Here is a 13,878-nt window from a genome sequence, read left to right as displayed (position 1 = left end):
GAACGTGACGTCTCAGCGGTGCCGGGGGAACTCCACCACCTGCTGGTAGGTCGGGCGGTTCTGCCAGTGGACGATCGGGTGCGTGATCCCGCCGACCGGCCGGTGGATGATCGCGTCCGAACACCACTGGTCGCCCGGCTCGCAGTCCTCGTCGCCCGGGTAGACCTCGGTGGCCGGGGTGGCGGCCGCCCGGGTGAGCGTCGTCAGCAGGACCTCCCGGCAGGTGGAGAGGTCCCCGCCGCCGCAGAACTCCTCCTCCAGACCGCCCGCGACCGGCTCGCCGAGGACGGCCCGGAGGTCCTTGTCGACATAGCTCCACCAGCCGGCGAGGAAGGCCGAGCCCGCGTGCCCGCCCGTCGCGCCGTGGCTCGCCGACGGCGACTCGTCCAGCGGCAGCTTGGCGCGGAAGGCCTCGTAGAGGGCGTCGCCGAGGCCGGGGGCGAACTGGGCCTCGACGAGCAGCGGCCACCAGGCGTCCATGGTGCGGATGGCCTCCGCGTGGGCGTAGGTCCGCGAGCCCGCCTTCGTCTCCTTGCGCTGGGCGCCGCCGGCCGCCCAGGACTCCAGCCGCTGGACGGCCTCGGCCGCCGCCGGGTCACTGACGGCACCGCCGCGCAGGACCTTGAGCAGTACGGGCAGGACGGCCTCGCCGCGCAGGTCGGTGACCCCGGCCTCGGCCATGACGCGGGTGAGGGAGGCGCGGGTGACCCCGCCCTGCTCCGTCAGCCGCTTCACCCGGGTGTCGAGCAGGTCGCCGCGGTGGACGGAGCCGTCGCCGAAGCCGGCCGAGGTGTAGTCCCGCGCCTGCTTGTTGTTCCAGGAGATGTAGTAGTCCTGGTTCACCGACTGCGGGTGCTCGGCGGCCGGGGTGTACGCGGCGGTGTTGGGCCCGGCGTCGAACTCCCGCCACTCGTACGCCTCTTCGGCCTTCACCGGCAGTGAGGCGTCGACGCCCTCGGCCCGGACCGGGTTGCTGCCGCTGTTGAAGTAGGCGGTGTCGCGGGAGTCGGCGTAGAACCAGTTGAAGGTGTAGTTGACGTGCTCGGCCGCGCGCTGGAAGGACTTCGCGTCCGTGACGTAGCCGGGGTCGTTGAACATCTGGAAGCCGATGATCGACTCGGCCTCGTGTCGGTAGGTGGAGCGCAGCGAGGTGAAGGCGACCGGCTTGCCGTCCACCGTGGCGCGGTGGGTGACGATGCCGTAGTCGGTGCGGAACACCTGCATCCGGTAGGAGCCCCTGGCCGTGGAGTCGGCGAGGGAGGGCTTCCAGGCGTTGCGCTTCTCCAGCTTCTCCATCGGCTCGCAGGCGCCGCCGTTGCGGTAGTGCGAGGAGTCCTTGGTGGGGGCGGAGCCGTCGGGCTCGCACAGTTCGACGGCGTAGGTGTCGGTGATGTCCTGCCCGGCGGAGGTGGCGCTCCAGGCGTAGTCCTGGCCGCGGCCGAGCTGGACGTACATCCCGACGCCGGCGAAGGACGCGCCGCGGGCGCTGATGCCCGGGCCCTGGAGTTCCTGGAGCATCAGCAGCTGGGGCGCGAAGTAGCCGGTCTGCGGGCCGAAGACGGCGACGGGGTTGCCGCTCGCGGTGTGGGCGCCGGACACCATCAGGGCGTTGGACATGCCGTGCGGCTTCGCGAACAGGTCGGCGGGGAGCACCCCGTCGTCGTGGAGGTTCCGCAGCTTCCGCAGGTGCGGGGGCGCCGCGACCGGGTTCTCGGCGTCCTTCACGGCCGTGCCCTCGCGGTCGTACACCAGCGGCTCGGCGGTCACCGATCCGGGGTCGGGCAGGGCGGCGCCGCGGGGGTTCTCCGGCTTGCCGGCGTAGGGGAAGGACTCACCGTCGTGCAGGGTGAGGACGGCCTCGGGGTCGTTGCGCTGCCGGAACGCCTCCCAGACGGCGGTGCCCTTCTCGGTGCCGTACTTCTCCTGCGCGGCGAGCAGCGCGATCGCGGACTGCACCTCACCGCCACCACCGCCGCCGAAGAGGGCGCCGACGACGGAGGCGAGCGCCACCATGTCGGTCAGCTCGAACTTCTCGATGGTGCCGATGTTGGTGATGGCGTCGACATGCCCGGTGAGGACGTACTCGCCGGGGAAGTAGCGGCCCTTCTTGGCCTTCTCGATGTAGGCGTTGATGCCGTCGAGGTAGGCCCGGGAGTCGGCCATGGCCTGCGCGCCGCGCTCGCCGGAGGCGGCGATCCGGTCGATCTGCGCCTGCAGGTCGGCCTCGGTGTACGGGGCCTGCGGCCAGAACTGCTGCTCCAGGCCCTGGTTTCCGGCGGCTCCGCCCGCGAACGGGGTGAGCTCGCCGCGGCCTATGTGGCGGAAGAGGTCCATCAGCCAGAGCCGGTCCTGGGCGGCGGCGTATCCGGCGCCGAACTCGGTGCCCTCGCGGGTGGTGCCCTGGATGTGCGGGACGCCGGTCTTCTTGTCGCGGGTGATCGTCACGTCCTCGCGGGGCCGGGTGACGGACTCGACCTGGTCCTCGGGAACGCCGAAGGAGGCGTCGTTGAAGAACTCGGCGAGGGAGGCGTCGGTGAGGGAGGGGTGGCCGGCGACCAGGTCGGTGTACGGGCCGAGCTGGTCGGAGCTGTGCGCGGGGCGGGTACCGAGGGTGCGGTGGGCGAGGATGCCGGCGAGGGTGGCGTTGCCGTTGGCGCCGGGCGGGAGGATGTCGGAGCACTGGTCCGCGCAGTAGTCGTCCGCGGAGGCGGCCGTGGCGGTGGTGGTGGCGGCGTGGAGGCGGCGGCGGGCGGGGGCGGGGAGAGCAGTCCCGCGCCGAGGGCGAGCAGCGCGGTCATGAGAAGAGCCCCGCGCGGACGCGGGACTCTGCGGCTGAGGGAACGCGGACGGCACCGGCGCATTCCTGCTCCTTCCAGAAGGGGGGTGCGCCGGACGTTACCGCTGGGTACAGGAGCACGGAAGGGAGCTGACGTCAGATTTTCCGATGGTCCATCAGCGGTATCCGCTATCCGGTACCTGACGGTGCGCCGGCCGGGACGCAAGAGCGCGCAACCGGACAGTTTGCGCTCAACTCCCCGGAGCGGGAGCCATTTCGGGTCGCGGTACGTCCATTCCACATCGCCGAAGCACGAGCGACGGAGGTGGGAGACGAATGGCAGGATTCAGAAGTCTCGCCGAACAGGTGCGTGACCCCCGGCTGACCCCCGAGCAGCGCCGCACCGCGCTGCGCCGGTGCCTGGAGAAATTCGCCCCGTACGGGCACCGGGCGACCTGGCACCATCTGTGCGGCCGGGTCGGCATCGGCACCGAGGACCGGCGGCCCGGACCGGACCGGCTGGTCGCGGCCCTGGCGGAGCTGGAGGAGGCCCGCCGGGTCTGGCTGGCGTACGACGTGGCGTTCGGTGTCCGCCGCAAGCAGGAGAAGCGGCTCGGCATACGGCAGCCGAGCGCCCTGGACGACTGGCACCGGTGCACCTGGGGCGGCTGCGGAGTGGCCTGGTGCGACGATCCCCTGGTCCATCCGACGGCACCGCTGGCCGACGTGCTGCGGCGCATCATCACGGCGCTGGAGTCGGAACCCGGCTCTCTCTGCCCGGTCTGCGACTCGCCCCGTATCGCCTGGCGCGGCGGCCTGGACCACGTCCCCAGCTCCGGCCCGGTCTGCACGGACTGCGGCATCGTCGTGCCGGAACCGGTGTTGACCGAGCAGGCCCTGGCCGCCTCCCGCCGGTCGCGGCGGCCGGCCCTGGCCTCCGCCACCACCCCCTGAGACAACCGGGACACGGGATTCCCCGGCTCCGCCGCGCGGCGCACGCCACAGCGTTCAGCCGCCGCGCGCCCGCCCGCGCTCGGACAGCAGCGCCGATCCGCTGCCGTGACCGCCGCGCATGTCATCGGGGTTGGAGAGCACACAGGTCTCCAGGGAGAGGCAGCCACAGCCGATGCAGTCGGTCAGATGGTCGCGGAGCCGTGCGAGCTGCGCGATGCGCTGGTCCAGCTCGGAGCGCCAGGCCTCGGAGAGCCGTGCCCAGTCCTCGCGGGTCGGCGTACGCTCGTCGGGCAGCTCGGCGAGTGCGTCACGGATGGTGGCGAGGGGGATGCCGACCCGCTGGGCGGCCCGCACGAAGGCCACCCGGCGCAGCGCGTCACGGCTGTAGCGGCGCTGGTTGCCCGTCGTGCGGCGGCTGCTGATCAGCCCCTTGGCCTCGTAGAAGCGCAGGGCGGAGACCGCGGCGCCGCTGCGCGCGGAGAGCTGGCCCACGGTGAGTTCTTGGAGTCCTGCTGGAATCTGCGGCACGCCGCCCAAGGCTACGCGGCGGGACGGACGACCGCCCACCGGTCCGCCGGTCCCGCCCCGCCGGTCCCGGTCCGCACGCGGCGCCGCCCCGCTCGGGCCGCGTCCGGCCGGTGTGACCTCGCCCGTAGCCGCGGCCGGGCCGTTGACAGGGACCGCACCGGGCAGCATGCTGAGCAACCGCTTAGTATCTGTCTTTGGGAGGTCATGGAGATGGCGGAGCCCCGGGTGTTCGCGTCGCTCGACGAGCTGAAGTCCGCGGTCGGCGAGGAGCTGGGACACAGCGACTGGCTGGAAATCGACCAGAAGCGGATCGACCTCTTCGCCGAGGCGACCGGTGACCACCAGTGGATTCACGTCGACCCGGAGAAGGCCGCCGCCGGACCCTTCGGGACGACGATCGCCCACGGTTACCTGACGCTCTCGCTGCTGCCCGTCCTCGTCCCGCAGCTGATGCGGGTGGAGGGGGTGCGGATGGGCATCAACTACGGCACCAACAAGGTCCGTTTCCCCTCCCCCGTGCCCGTCGGCTCGCGGCTGCGGGCCACCGGGCGGATCGCCGGGGTGAGCGAGGTGGCCGGGGGCGTCCAGCTGACCGCCGCCGTCACCGTCGAGCGCGAGGGCGGCGACAAGCCGGTCTGCGTCGCGGAGAGCGTGAGCCGCTTCTACCTCTGAGCGCTCCCGAGGGCTCCCGGCGGTCTCCGGCTTTTCCCGGCGGCCGCCGGCCCTCGCGGGCCCTCAGGCCTCCGGGCGGGCCGCGCCGACCATGCGCAGGACGAGGTCCGCGTAGAGCTCGCCGACCTCCTCGGGTGTGCGGCGGCCCTCCGGGTTGAACCACCGGGCCACGTCGACGCAGAGCGACAGCACCGCGAGCGTCGTGCCGCTCACGTCCGGTACGTCGAAGTCGCCCGCCGTGACGCCGTCCTGGATGATCCGGCGCACCGCGCCGTCGGTCCTCCGGCGCACATCGAGCAGTTCGGCGTGGTGCTCCTCGCCCAGCGCGCCCAGCTCGTACTGGACGACGCGCGCGGTGGTGTGGCGCTCGGCCTGCCAGCGGGCGAAGGACCGCACCGCGTCGGCGAGCCGCTCGGCCGGGCTGCCCCCGCCGTCCGCCGCCCGCTCCAGCATGTCGAGGGCGAGCCGGTGGCCGACCCCGCTGATCTGGTAGAGCAGCTCTTCCTTCGTCTTGTAGTGGATGTAGAGCGCCGCCGGGCTCATGCCGGCGCGGGAGGCGATGTCCCGGGTGGTGGTGGCGTGGTAACCGCGCTCGGCGAAGGCCTCGACGGCGGCCGTCACCAGCCGCCTGGCGGCGTCGGGCGTCACATCCGCCCACTCCTCGGTCTGCTGCGCCTCGCTGCTCATCGCGCCCCGCTCTCCGGTGCCCGGCGGCCTCTCCACCGGCGGCGAACACCTTACAGGGTACTGAGCAAGCGCTTAGGAGACCGGGCGGCGGGTGGACGCGGACCGGGGGACCGCCGGCCCGCGTCCGGTCAGAAGGCGGAGACTCCGGTGAGGGAGCGGCCGATCAGCAGTTTGTGGATCTGGCTGGTGCCCTCGTAGAGGGTCATCACCCGCGCGTCCCGGACCAGCTTGCCCACCGGGTACTCGTCGATGTAACCGTAACCACCGAAGACCTGGAGGGCGTTGTTGGCGCACCGCACCGCGGCCTCGCTCGCGTAGAGCTTGGCCACCGAGGACTCGGTGGCGAACGGCAGTCCGCGTTCGATCAGGTCGGCGACCCGCCAGGTCAGCAGGCGGGCGGCGTCGAGGTCCACGGCGATGTCGGAGATCAGCTCCTGCACGAGCTGGTGGTGCGCGATCGGCCTGCCGAACTGCTCGCGCTCGCCCGCGTACCGCACGGCGGCGTCGAGGGCCGCCTGGGCGATGCCCACGCAGCCGGCGGCCACCGACATCCGGCCCTTGGCCAGCGCGGACATGGCGACGGAGAAACCCTTGCCCTCCGGGCCGAGCAGGGCCGAGGCCGGCACCCGCACGCCGGTGAGCGTCAGCTCGGCCGTGGCCTGGCCGCGCAGCCCGAGCTTCCCGTGGATCTCCCGGCGCTCCAGGCCGGGGGTGTCCGCGGGGACGAGGAAGGCGCTGACGCCCTGGTGGCCGGGGCCGCCGGTGCGGGCGAAGAGCAGGACCACATCGGCCACGGTGCCGTTGGTGATGAACATCTTGGAGCCGTTGATCACATAGCCGTCCCCCTCGCGCACCGCCCGGGTGGTGAGCGCCGCGGCGTCCGAGCCGGTGCCGGGCTCGGTGAGGCCGAAGCAGCCCAGCGCCTCGCCGGAGCACAGCCGCGGCAGCCACGCGCGCTTCTGCTCCTCGCTGCCCCAGGCGGCGATGGACTTGGCGACGAGGCCGAGGGAGACGGAGAGGATGCCGCGCACCGCGGAGTCGCCGCGCCCCAGCTCCTCGGTGACCAGGACGTAGGCGAGGTGGTCACCGCCGGAGCCGCCGTACTCCTCCGGGATGGTGAGCCCGAGGAAGCCCAGCCGCCCGAGCTTCTCCGGCACGGAGGGGTCCACCCGCTCGGCGCGGTCCCAGGCGGCGGCGTGCGGGGCGATCTCCCGCTCGACGAAGTCCCGGGCGAGCTGCCGTACGGCCGCCTGCTCCTCGGAGAGTTCCAGATCCACGGCCGCACTCCTCAAGACGATTTAACTAACGCTGCTAGTTTTAGCCGTCTCTACTATGTGGCGCATGGCCCGCCCCCGCAAGCCCCTGCTGAGCAGAGAGCGCATCGTCACAGCCGCGCTCGCGCTGATCGACGAGGACGGGCTGGCGGCACTCTCCACCCGCCGGCTCGCGGCGGAGCTGGGGGTCAGCGGCCCGTCGCTCTACAACCACTTCGCGGTCAAGGACGAGATCCTGGACGCGGTGGCGGACACCGTCGTCGCCCAGGTGGACCTGTCGATGTTCGGCGGCGGCGAGGACTGGCGCACGGCGCTGCTGCGCTGGGGCCGCTCCTACCGTGCGGCGCTGGCCGCCCACCCCAACATCGTCCCGTTCCTCGCCCAGGGCCCGGGGCGCCGCCCGGCGGGCCTGAAGATGGCCGACGCGGTCTTCGGCGCCATGGTCGAGGCCGGCTGGCCGCCCGCCCACGCCACCCGGATCGGCGCCCTGATGCGCTACTTCGTCGCCGGCTCGGCCCTCGGCTCCTTCGCCCGCGGCTTCGTCGGCGACGCCACCGCCTACGACCCGGCGGACTATCCGCACCTCCAGCAGGCCCACCGGCTCGCCGAGCACCAGCAGCAGGTCGACGAGGGCGCGTTCGAGACGGGACTGCGGGCCCTGGTCGACGGGCTCGCGCTGCAGTACGAGGAGCTGGCCGCCGGCCGGCCCGCGGGTGCCGGAGCGGGCGGCCCGCAGGCGGCCGGCTGACGGTGCCGCACCGCCGCCCCGTTCCCCGCACTCCCGCCCCGGCCCCGCCGCCCGCCGTACACATGCCGCCTCCCCGCCCCGGCGTACGATCCGGATATGAGCGATTCCCGGCATTCCGGACCTTCCGCCCTCCCGACCTCCGCCCGCCGGGCCTCGCCGCGGACACCGGAGGACACCGTCCCGCCCCGCGGGTGAGACGGGAGCCAGGACGTGCCGGTCCAGCGACCATCGGCCCCGCCGCCGTCAGCCGTCCGTTCCAGCCCGGAAAGACGCCGGCTGGACCGGCTGCTGACCAGTGCCGTCCACGAGACCGACGCGTACGGCGGCGCGCTGTACCTGCCCCTGCCCGGGGAGGACGCGCTGCGCCTGGACGTGCTGATGGGCGTACCACTGGACTTCATCGCCCCGTGGGTGCGGGTCCCGCTGAGCGCCCCCACCCCGGGGGGCGACGCCATGCGCGGGGCCTGCCTGGTCTGGATCAGCGGGACCGGTGAACTGACCCGCCGCTATCCGCAGTCGGCCCTGATCCTGCCGTACGACTTCCGGCTCGCGGCCGTGCCCCTGCTCTCCGGCGGCGTCTGCTACGGCACGGTCCTGCTCTTCTGGCCCGCCTCGCACGACGAGCGCCTGCCCGGCGAGGAGCGGGAGCGGATCGAGGAGCTCGCCGCCGAGATGGCCGGGGTGCTGCGCGGAGCCGCGGAGGCGGGCAAGCCGCTGCGCCCGCTGGCCGCGACCCGCGTGCTGCCCGAGCCCGGCGGCGTCGCCGCACCGGGCGGCCGCTCCGTCCCCGTGGCCGTGGCCGACTTCCTCGAACGCATCCCCGAGGGGTCCTGCGCCCTCGGGCTCGACGCGCGCATCACCTACATCAGCCGCCGGGGGGCCGAGCTCGTGGGCCGCGAGGTGGAGGAACTGATGGGGTCGCTGCCCTGGGAGGCCCTGCCCTGGCTCGACGACCCGGTGTACGAGGACCGCTACCGCGCCGCCGTCATCAGCCGGCAGGCCACCTCCTTCACCGCCCTGCGCCCTCCGGACCAGTGGCTGGCCTTCCAGCTCTTCCCCGACGCGACCGGGATCAGCGTGCTGATCTCCCCGGCCGAGGTGGAGGAGCATCCGGAGCAGCCCGGGGCGGCGGGCTCCCGCCCCGGTGAGCCGACCCGTGTCGGCTCCATCTACCAGCTGATGCATCTGGCGGGCGCGCTGACCAAGGCCACCGGTGTGCGGCAGGTCATGGAACTGGGGGCGGACCACCTGATGCCCGCCTTCGGAGCCGCCGGACTGGCCCTCATGGTCGCCGAGGGCGGCCGGATGCACCAGGCCGGCCACCGCGGCTTCCCCGACGCGACGCTGGACCACTTCGACAGGATGCCGGTCTCCGGGCACGCCCCCGTGGCACGCGCCCTCGCCCAGGGCACGCCCGTCTTCCTCGCCTCACCGGAGGAACGGGTCCGTCTCTTCCCCGGGAGCCCTCCACCGGATCAGCTCATGCACGCCTGGGCCTTCCTGCCGCTGATCGCCTCCGGCCGCCCGGTCGGCACCTGCGTCCTGGGATACGAGGAGCCGCACCCCTTCCCCCCGGAGGAGCGGGCCGCGCTCACCTCGGTGAGCGGCCTGCTCGCCCAGGCCCTCGACCGCGCCCAGCTGTACGAGGCCAAGCTCCGGCTCGCCCAGGGCCTGCAGCAGAGCCTGCTGCCTCAGAGTCTGCCCCCGATGGCCGGCCGCCTGGACATCGCGGCCCGCTACGCCTCCGCCACCCACGGCATGGACATCGGCGGCGACTTCTACGACCTCATCCGCCTCGACCCCGTCACGGCCGGCGCGTTCATCGGGGATGTCCAGGGCCACAACGTCACGGCCGCCGCGCTGATGGGGCAGGTGCGGACCGCCGTCCACGCCCACGCGAGCGTCGGGTCCCCGCCGGACGAGGTGCTGACCCGCGCCAACCGGCTGGTGACCGACCTGGACCCGGGCCTCTTCACCAGCTGCCTCTACGCCCATCTCGACCTGTCCCGGCACCGTGCCCTGCTGGCCAGCGCCGGGCATCCGCCGCCGCTGCTGCACATCCCGGGGCGCGGCACCGAGATCCTGCAGGTGCCGCCGGGGCTGCTGCTGGGCATCGACTCGGGGGCGCGGTACGAGGTCGCCGAGGTCGCGGTACCGGCCGGCAGCCTGCTCGTGCTGTACACCGACGGTCTCGTGGAGCGGCCCGGGGAGGACATCGGGCTGTCCATCTCCGCCCTGGCCGACCGCGTCTCCGCGCTGGCCGACCTCGAACGGCTGGACGACATCGCGGACGCCCTGGTCCAGCCGGCCGAAGCCGGGGCCCAGCGCGCCGACGACGTGGCGCTGCTGCTGCTGCGGCCCTGCTGAGCGGTGCCGGGGCGCCGCGGCCCGGCCGGCGGCTGGAACGCCTGCCGCCGGGTACGCGTGCGGGCGCACCCGAAAAGGAGGCATCCGTGTACTTCGTGGACATCGTGGAGACCGAGGGGCTGGGCAACCGCGGCTATCTGGCCGGCGGGCCCCGGACCGCCGTGGCGGTGGACCCGCCGCGCGACATCGACCGGGTCGTGGCCGCGGCGGCAGGGCGCGGCGTGCGGATCGGCGCCGTGGTGGAGACCCATGTGCACAACGACTACGTGAGCGGCGGGCGGGAGCTGGCACGGATCACCGGCGCCCGTCATGTGGTGCCCGCCGCCGCGCGCCTACCGTTCGCGCACACGCCCGTCCACGACGGCGACACCCTGCCGGTGGACGAGGGCCTGGCGCTGCGCGCCCTCGCGACCCCCGGCCACACCCCGCACCACTTCGCGTACCTGCTGACCGATGAAGGCCGCGAGGTCGCCGCCTTCACCGGCGGCTCGCTGCTCATCGGCAGCGTCGGGCGGCCGGATCTGGTGGAGCCGCGGCTGACCGAGGAACTGGCGCGCGCCCAGCACGCCTCGGCGCGGCGGCTGGCGCGGGAACTCGCGGACGAGGTGCCGGTGCTCCCCACCCACGGCTTCGGCAGCTTCTGCTCCTCCTCCCCGCAGACGGAGCAGGACAGCACCACCGTCGGCACCGAGCGGAAGAGCAACGACGTCCTCCTCAAGGACGTGGACGCGTTCGTGGCGGACCTGCTCGCCGGACTGGACGACATCCCCGCCTACTACGCGCACATCGGCCCGGTCAACGCCGGCGGGCCGCCCCCGGTGGACCTCTCCCCCGCCGCGGCCGCGGACGCCGGGGAGATCGCGCGGCGCCTGGCGGCCGGCGAGTGGGTGGTGGACCTGCGCAGCCGTACGGCCTTCGCCGAGGGGCATGTGGCGGGCTCGTACAACTTCGAGGCGGACGGGCAGCTCGCCACCTATCTGGCGTGGCTGATCCCCTGGGGCAAGCCGGTCACCCTGCTCGCCGAGAGCCCGGAGCAACTGGCGGACGCGCAGCGGGAGCTGGTCCGGGTCGGGATCGACCGGCCGGCCGCCGCGGCCACCGGCGACCCCCGCTGCTGGATCCGGGACGGCGAGCGGCTGCGGTCCTCCGGACGGGGCACCTTCGCGGGCCTGGCGGAGGAGGCTCACGGGAGCGGAGCGGGTGGCACAACCGGTCCGGCCGCCGGTGACGGGGTGGTGGTCCTGGATGTCCGCCGGGACTCCGAACGCGCCGCCGGCCATGTCGAGGGCTCGGTCCACATCCCGGTGCACGAACTGCACGGCCGGATCGGCGAGGTGCCGCCGGGCCGGGTGTGGGTGCACTGCGCGAGCGGGATGCGCGCGACGATCGCCGCCTCGATGCTGGACGCGGCCGGCCGCGAGGCGGTCGTGGTGGACGACGCCTTCGACGCCGCCGGGAAGGCCGGCCTGCGCGTCGTCCGTCCGGAAGAGGGCGACCGTCCGGAAGAGGGCTGACGGCGGGCACCACCGGCCGCGGACGGCGGCACCGTCCCCCGGCGGCCTGACGCGGGTCCGGCCGCCGGGGCTCCGCCCCGGGCCGGAACCTCAGGCCAGGGAGAGGAAGAGCTTCTCCAGGCGGAGCTTCATGGCATCGCGGTCGGCCGCGTCGACGTCGCCGTCGGCCATGCAGCTCTGCAGTCCGGTCGCGATGATCGCGAACCCGGCCCGGTCCAGCGCCTTGGACACGGCCGAGAGCTGCGTGATGACGTCCTCGCAGTCCCGGCCGTCCTCCAGCATCCGGATGATCCCGGACAGCTGGCCCTGGGCCCGCCGCAGCCGGTTCAGCACCGACTTCAGGTCCTCCGCTGCCATCTCCAGCTCCACGGCTTACTCCTTTCGATACCCCCTTGGGTATTCTACGCCATGGGCCGCGCTCCGCACCCGAACGGCCGGAGCCCGTCGCGCCGGAACCGGCACCGGCCGCCGGCGCGGGGCGCGGTCCTCATCCGCCGGGCCGGGACGGGCCCGGCGCGTCCCGGCCGCCGTGCCGCGGCAGCCCTCCGATACTGCGTTCCATGAGCGAACCACTCGGCGGGCGTCCCCCGGACGCGGACGAGCCGCGGCACGACGAGCCGCACCGGGCCGGCCTCGGGGTACGGCTCAACTGGCTGCGCGCCGCCGTGCTGGGCGCCAACGACGGAATCGTCTCCACGGCCGGTCTCGTGGTCGGCGTCGCGGGGGCCACCGACTCGGCGGACACCCTGCTCGTGGCGGGTCTCGCAGGGCTCTTCGCGGGCTCCCTGTCGATGGCCGTCGGGGAGTACGTCTCCGTGAGCACCCAGCGCGACTCCGAGCGCGCCACCCTGGCCACCGAGCGCCGGGAGCTGGCCGAGACGCCGGCGGCCGAACTCGCCGAACTCGCCGGCCTCTACGAGGCCAAGGGCCTCTCCCCCGGGCTCGCCCGCGAGGTAGCCGAGGAGCTCACCCGGCACGACGCCTTCGCCGCCCACGCCGAGGCGGAGCTGGGCCTGGACCCGGAGCAGCTCACCAACCCCTGGCACGCCGCCTGGGCCAGCCTCGCCGCCTTCTCGGTGGGCGCGCTGCTGCCGCTCATGGCGATCGTGCTGCCGCCGGCCGCCGTCCGGCTGTGGGTCACGGTCGGCACGGTGCTGCTCGCACTGGCCGCGACCGGCTGGTCCAGCGCGGCGCTGGGCGGGGCGCCACGGCGGATCGCGGTGCTGCGCAACGTCACCGGCGGCTTCACGGCGATGGCCGTCACCTACGCCATCGGGGCGCTCATGGGCACCGCGGTGGGGTGAGGCCGCAGGGGCGGTGCCGACGCCGGCCGGAGGTGTGTGCCGGCATGTCACTTCTGCTGGTGGGCGAGGTCGGCGGCGGTGAGGCCTTCGAGGGCCATGCCGAGCTGGGTGCCTTCGGCCATACGGCGGCTGATGCGCTGACGCAGGGTGACGGCGAGGTAGCGGGTGAGCAGCTGGGGCTTGGCGGCGAGTTCCTCGGCGAGGTGCTGGGCGCGTGGCAGGACCTCGTCCAGGGGCAGGACTTCGGCGACGGCGCCCCATCGTTCGGCCTGTTCGGCGGTGAAGGAGCCCTGGGTGAGGGTGAGATAGCGGGTGCGGTTGAGGCCCAGGGCCTCTTCCCAGGCGATCTGGATGCCGTCGCCGGGGACGATGCCGAAGGTCAGGTGGGGGAAATCGGTGAAGACGGTGGTGTCGGCGGCGATGACGATGTCCGACAGCAGGGCGTACTCGCTGTGGACGGAAGCGGGACCGTTGACCGCGGCGATGACGGGCATCTCCAGGTCGACCAGGCGCTGCATCACGCGGCGGCCCTCGCCGAGGGTGCGGTCCCAGTTGGCGGGCTTGGTGATGTCGCCGAGGCTGGCGCCGTCGATGTCGGTCATGAACCGGTCACCGGTGCCGGTCAGCACCAGGACGCGGTTGTCGCGGTCCTCGCCGATCTCGAACAGGGCGCGCGGGAAGTCGGTGTGCATCTCGCCGGTGAACGTGGCCGGACCGCCATATGACGATGAGCGCGCGCGACCGTGGAATTCACGCCGACCAGGTCGAGATCGACCTGTCCACAGGCCGCCGCCTCGGCGATCATCCCCTCCATCAGCGTCCGGAAGGTCCCGGCCGTCGCCCAACGCTGGAACGCGCCGTGGACGGTCGGCCAGGAGCCGTACTCCTGCGGCACGTCCCGCCACGGGCACCCAGCCCTGAACCGCCACATCACGGCGTTGAATTGCCGCCGCAGGTCAGGGGGATCGGGCCGCGCTCGCCCACTGGCAAGAACGGCTCGACCAACTCCCACTCGGCATCCGAGAGATCACCACGCGCCACCCTCGACAACTAC

At 73.5% G+C, this 13,878-nt stretch carries 11 protein-coding genes and 2 pseudogenes; 6 read left to right on the top strand and 7 right to left on the bottom strand.

The genetic code is table 11. From position 1 onward, the window contains the following. Positions 1 to 12: 12 nt before the first annotated feature. A pseudogene (locus E4N63_RS26415) lies at positions 13 to 2,861 on the bottom strand (penicillin acylase family protein). 251 nt (positions 2,862 to 3,112) lie between these two features. Between E4N63_RS26415 and E4N63_RS26410 the strand changes: the two are divergent. Continuing rightward, positions 3,113 to 3,730 carry a hypothetical protein gene (locus E4N63_RS26410; protein WP_125625693.1) on the top strand — a complete coding sequence of 206 codons (618 nt, stop codon included), beginning with the start codon at positions 3,113 to 3,115 and terminating at the stop codon, positions 3,728 to 3,730. 54 nt (positions 3,731 to 3,784) lie between these two features. Here the strand turns inward: E4N63_RS26410 and soxR are convergent, their stop codons facing one another. Beyond that, positions 3,785 to 4,258 (bottom strand): redox-sensitive transcriptional activator SoxR, encoded by a 474-nt coding sequence (gene soxR, locus E4N63_RS26405; protein WP_125625692.1) that lies wholly within the window; start codon positions 4,256 to 4,258, stop codon positions 3,785 to 3,787. Between the two features lie 210 nt (positions 4,259 to 4,468). On the opposite strand from soxR, the gene E4N63_RS26400 reads away from it, so the two are divergent. Beyond that, positions 4,469 to 4,930 carry a MaoC family dehydratase gene (locus E4N63_RS26400; protein WP_039821249.1) on the top strand — a complete coding sequence of 154 codons (462 nt, stop codon included), beginning with the start codon at positions 4,469 to 4,471 and terminating at the stop codon, positions 4,928 to 4,930. Between the two features lie 63 nt (positions 4,931 to 4,993). Here the strand turns inward: E4N63_RS26400 and E4N63_RS26395 are convergent, their stop codons facing one another. Together E4N63_RS26395 and E4N63_RS26390 are read right to left on the bottom strand one after the other, a co-directional pair. Continuing rightward, a complete protein-coding gene (locus E4N63_RS26395) occupies positions 4,994 to 5,617 on the bottom strand; it encodes a TetR/AcrR family transcriptional regulator (protein WP_125625691.1) in 624 nt (207 codons plus the stop codon). Between the two features lie 128 nt (positions 5,618 to 5,745). Next, a complete protein-coding gene (locus E4N63_RS26390; RefSeq protein WP_125625690.1) occupies positions 5,746 to 6,894 on the bottom strand; it encodes an acyl-CoA dehydrogenase family protein in 1,149 nt (382 codons plus the stop codon). Positions 6,895 to 6,958: 64 nt separating this feature from the next. Between E4N63_RS26390 and E4N63_RS26385 the strand changes: the two genes are divergently transcribed. The 3 genes from E4N63_RS26385 (at position 6,959) to E4N63_RS26375 (ending at position 11,520) form a co-directional block, all read left to right on the top strand. Next, complete coding sequence (locus E4N63_RS26385) at positions 6,959 to 7,639, top strand: TetR/AcrR family transcriptional regulator (protein WP_125625689.1); 681 nt, start codon at positions 6,959 to 6,961, stop codon at positions 7,637 to 7,639. A 210-nt stretch (positions 7,640 to 7,849) separates the two neighbouring features. Beyond that, a complete protein-coding gene (locus E4N63_RS26380) occupies positions 7,850 to 10,006 on the top strand; it encodes a SpoIIE family protein phosphatase (RefSeq protein WP_308188748.1) in 2,157 nt (718 codons plus the stop codon). Between the two features lie 86 nt (positions 10,007 to 10,092). After that, a complete protein-coding gene (locus E4N63_RS26375) occupies positions 10,093 to 11,520 on the top strand; it encodes an MBL fold metallo-hydrolase (RefSeq protein ID WP_230241835.1) in 1,428 nt (475 codons plus the stop codon). Positions 11,521 to 11,610: 90 nt separating this feature from the next. Here E4N63_RS26375 and E4N63_RS26370 read toward each other — a convergent pair whose 3' ends face one another. After that, positions 11,611 to 11,889, bottom strand: coding sequence for a metal-sensitive transcriptional regulator (locus tag E4N63_RS26370; RefSeq protein ID WP_019706584.1), 279 nt, complete (start codon positions 11,887 to 11,889; stop codon positions 11,611 to 11,613). A gap of 191 nt (positions 11,890 to 12,080) precedes the next feature. Here E4N63_RS26370 and E4N63_RS26365 point away from each other — a divergent pair, with 191 nt between their 5' ends. Further along, complete coding sequence (locus E4N63_RS26365) at positions 12,081 to 12,824, top strand: VIT family protein (protein ID WP_125625686.1); 744 nt, start codon at positions 12,081 to 12,083, stop codon at positions 12,822 to 12,824. Between the two features lie 47 nt (positions 12,825 to 12,871). On the opposite strand, the gene E4N63_RS26360 is transcribed toward E4N63_RS26365, so the two are convergent. After that, complete coding sequence (locus E4N63_RS26360) at positions 12,872 to 13,729, bottom strand: enoyl-CoA hydratase/isomerase family protein (RefSeq protein WP_308188788.1); 858 nt, start codon at positions 13,727 to 13,729, stop codon at positions 12,872 to 12,874. After that, a pseudogene (locus tag E4N63_RS31610) lies at positions 13,648 to 13,836 on the bottom strand (transposase); the annotation flags it as partial. The gene E4N63_RS26360 and the pseudogene E4N63_RS31610, both read right to left, overlap by 82 nt. Between the last annotated feature and the right edge of the window lie 42 nt (positions 13,837 to 13,878).

The organism is Streptomyces sp. MNU89 (genome assembly GCF_020982505.1).
GTDB lineage: Bacteria > Actinomycetota > Actinomycetes > Streptomycetales > Streptomycetaceae > Streptomyces > Streptomyces xinghaiensis.
This window is presented reverse-complemented; position numbering and strand designations above follow the sequence as displayed.

Excerpts from the sequence above, each read along its gene's own strand:
- E4N63_RS26410 (WP_125625693.1), top strand. The coding sequence starts at position 3,113 with ATGGCAGGATTCAGAAGTCTCGCCGAACAGGTGCGTGACCCCCGGCTG.
- E4N63_RS26400 (WP_039821249.1), top strand. The coding sequence starts at position 4,469 with ATGGCGGAGCCCCGGGTGTTCGCGTCGCTCGACGAGCTGAAGTCCGCG.
- E4N63_RS26395 (WP_125625691.1), bottom strand. The coding sequence starts at position 5,617 with ATGAGCAGCGAGGCGCAGCAGACCGAGGAGTGGGCGGATGTGACGCCC.
- E4N63_RS26385 (WP_125625689.1), top strand. The coding sequence starts at position 6,959 with ATGGCCCGCCCCCGCAAGCCCCTGCTGAGCAGAGAGCGCATCGTCACA.
- E4N63_RS26365 (WP_125625686.1), top strand. The coding sequence starts at position 12,081 with ATGAGCGAACCACTCGGCGGGCGTCCCCCGGACGCGGACGAGCCGCGG.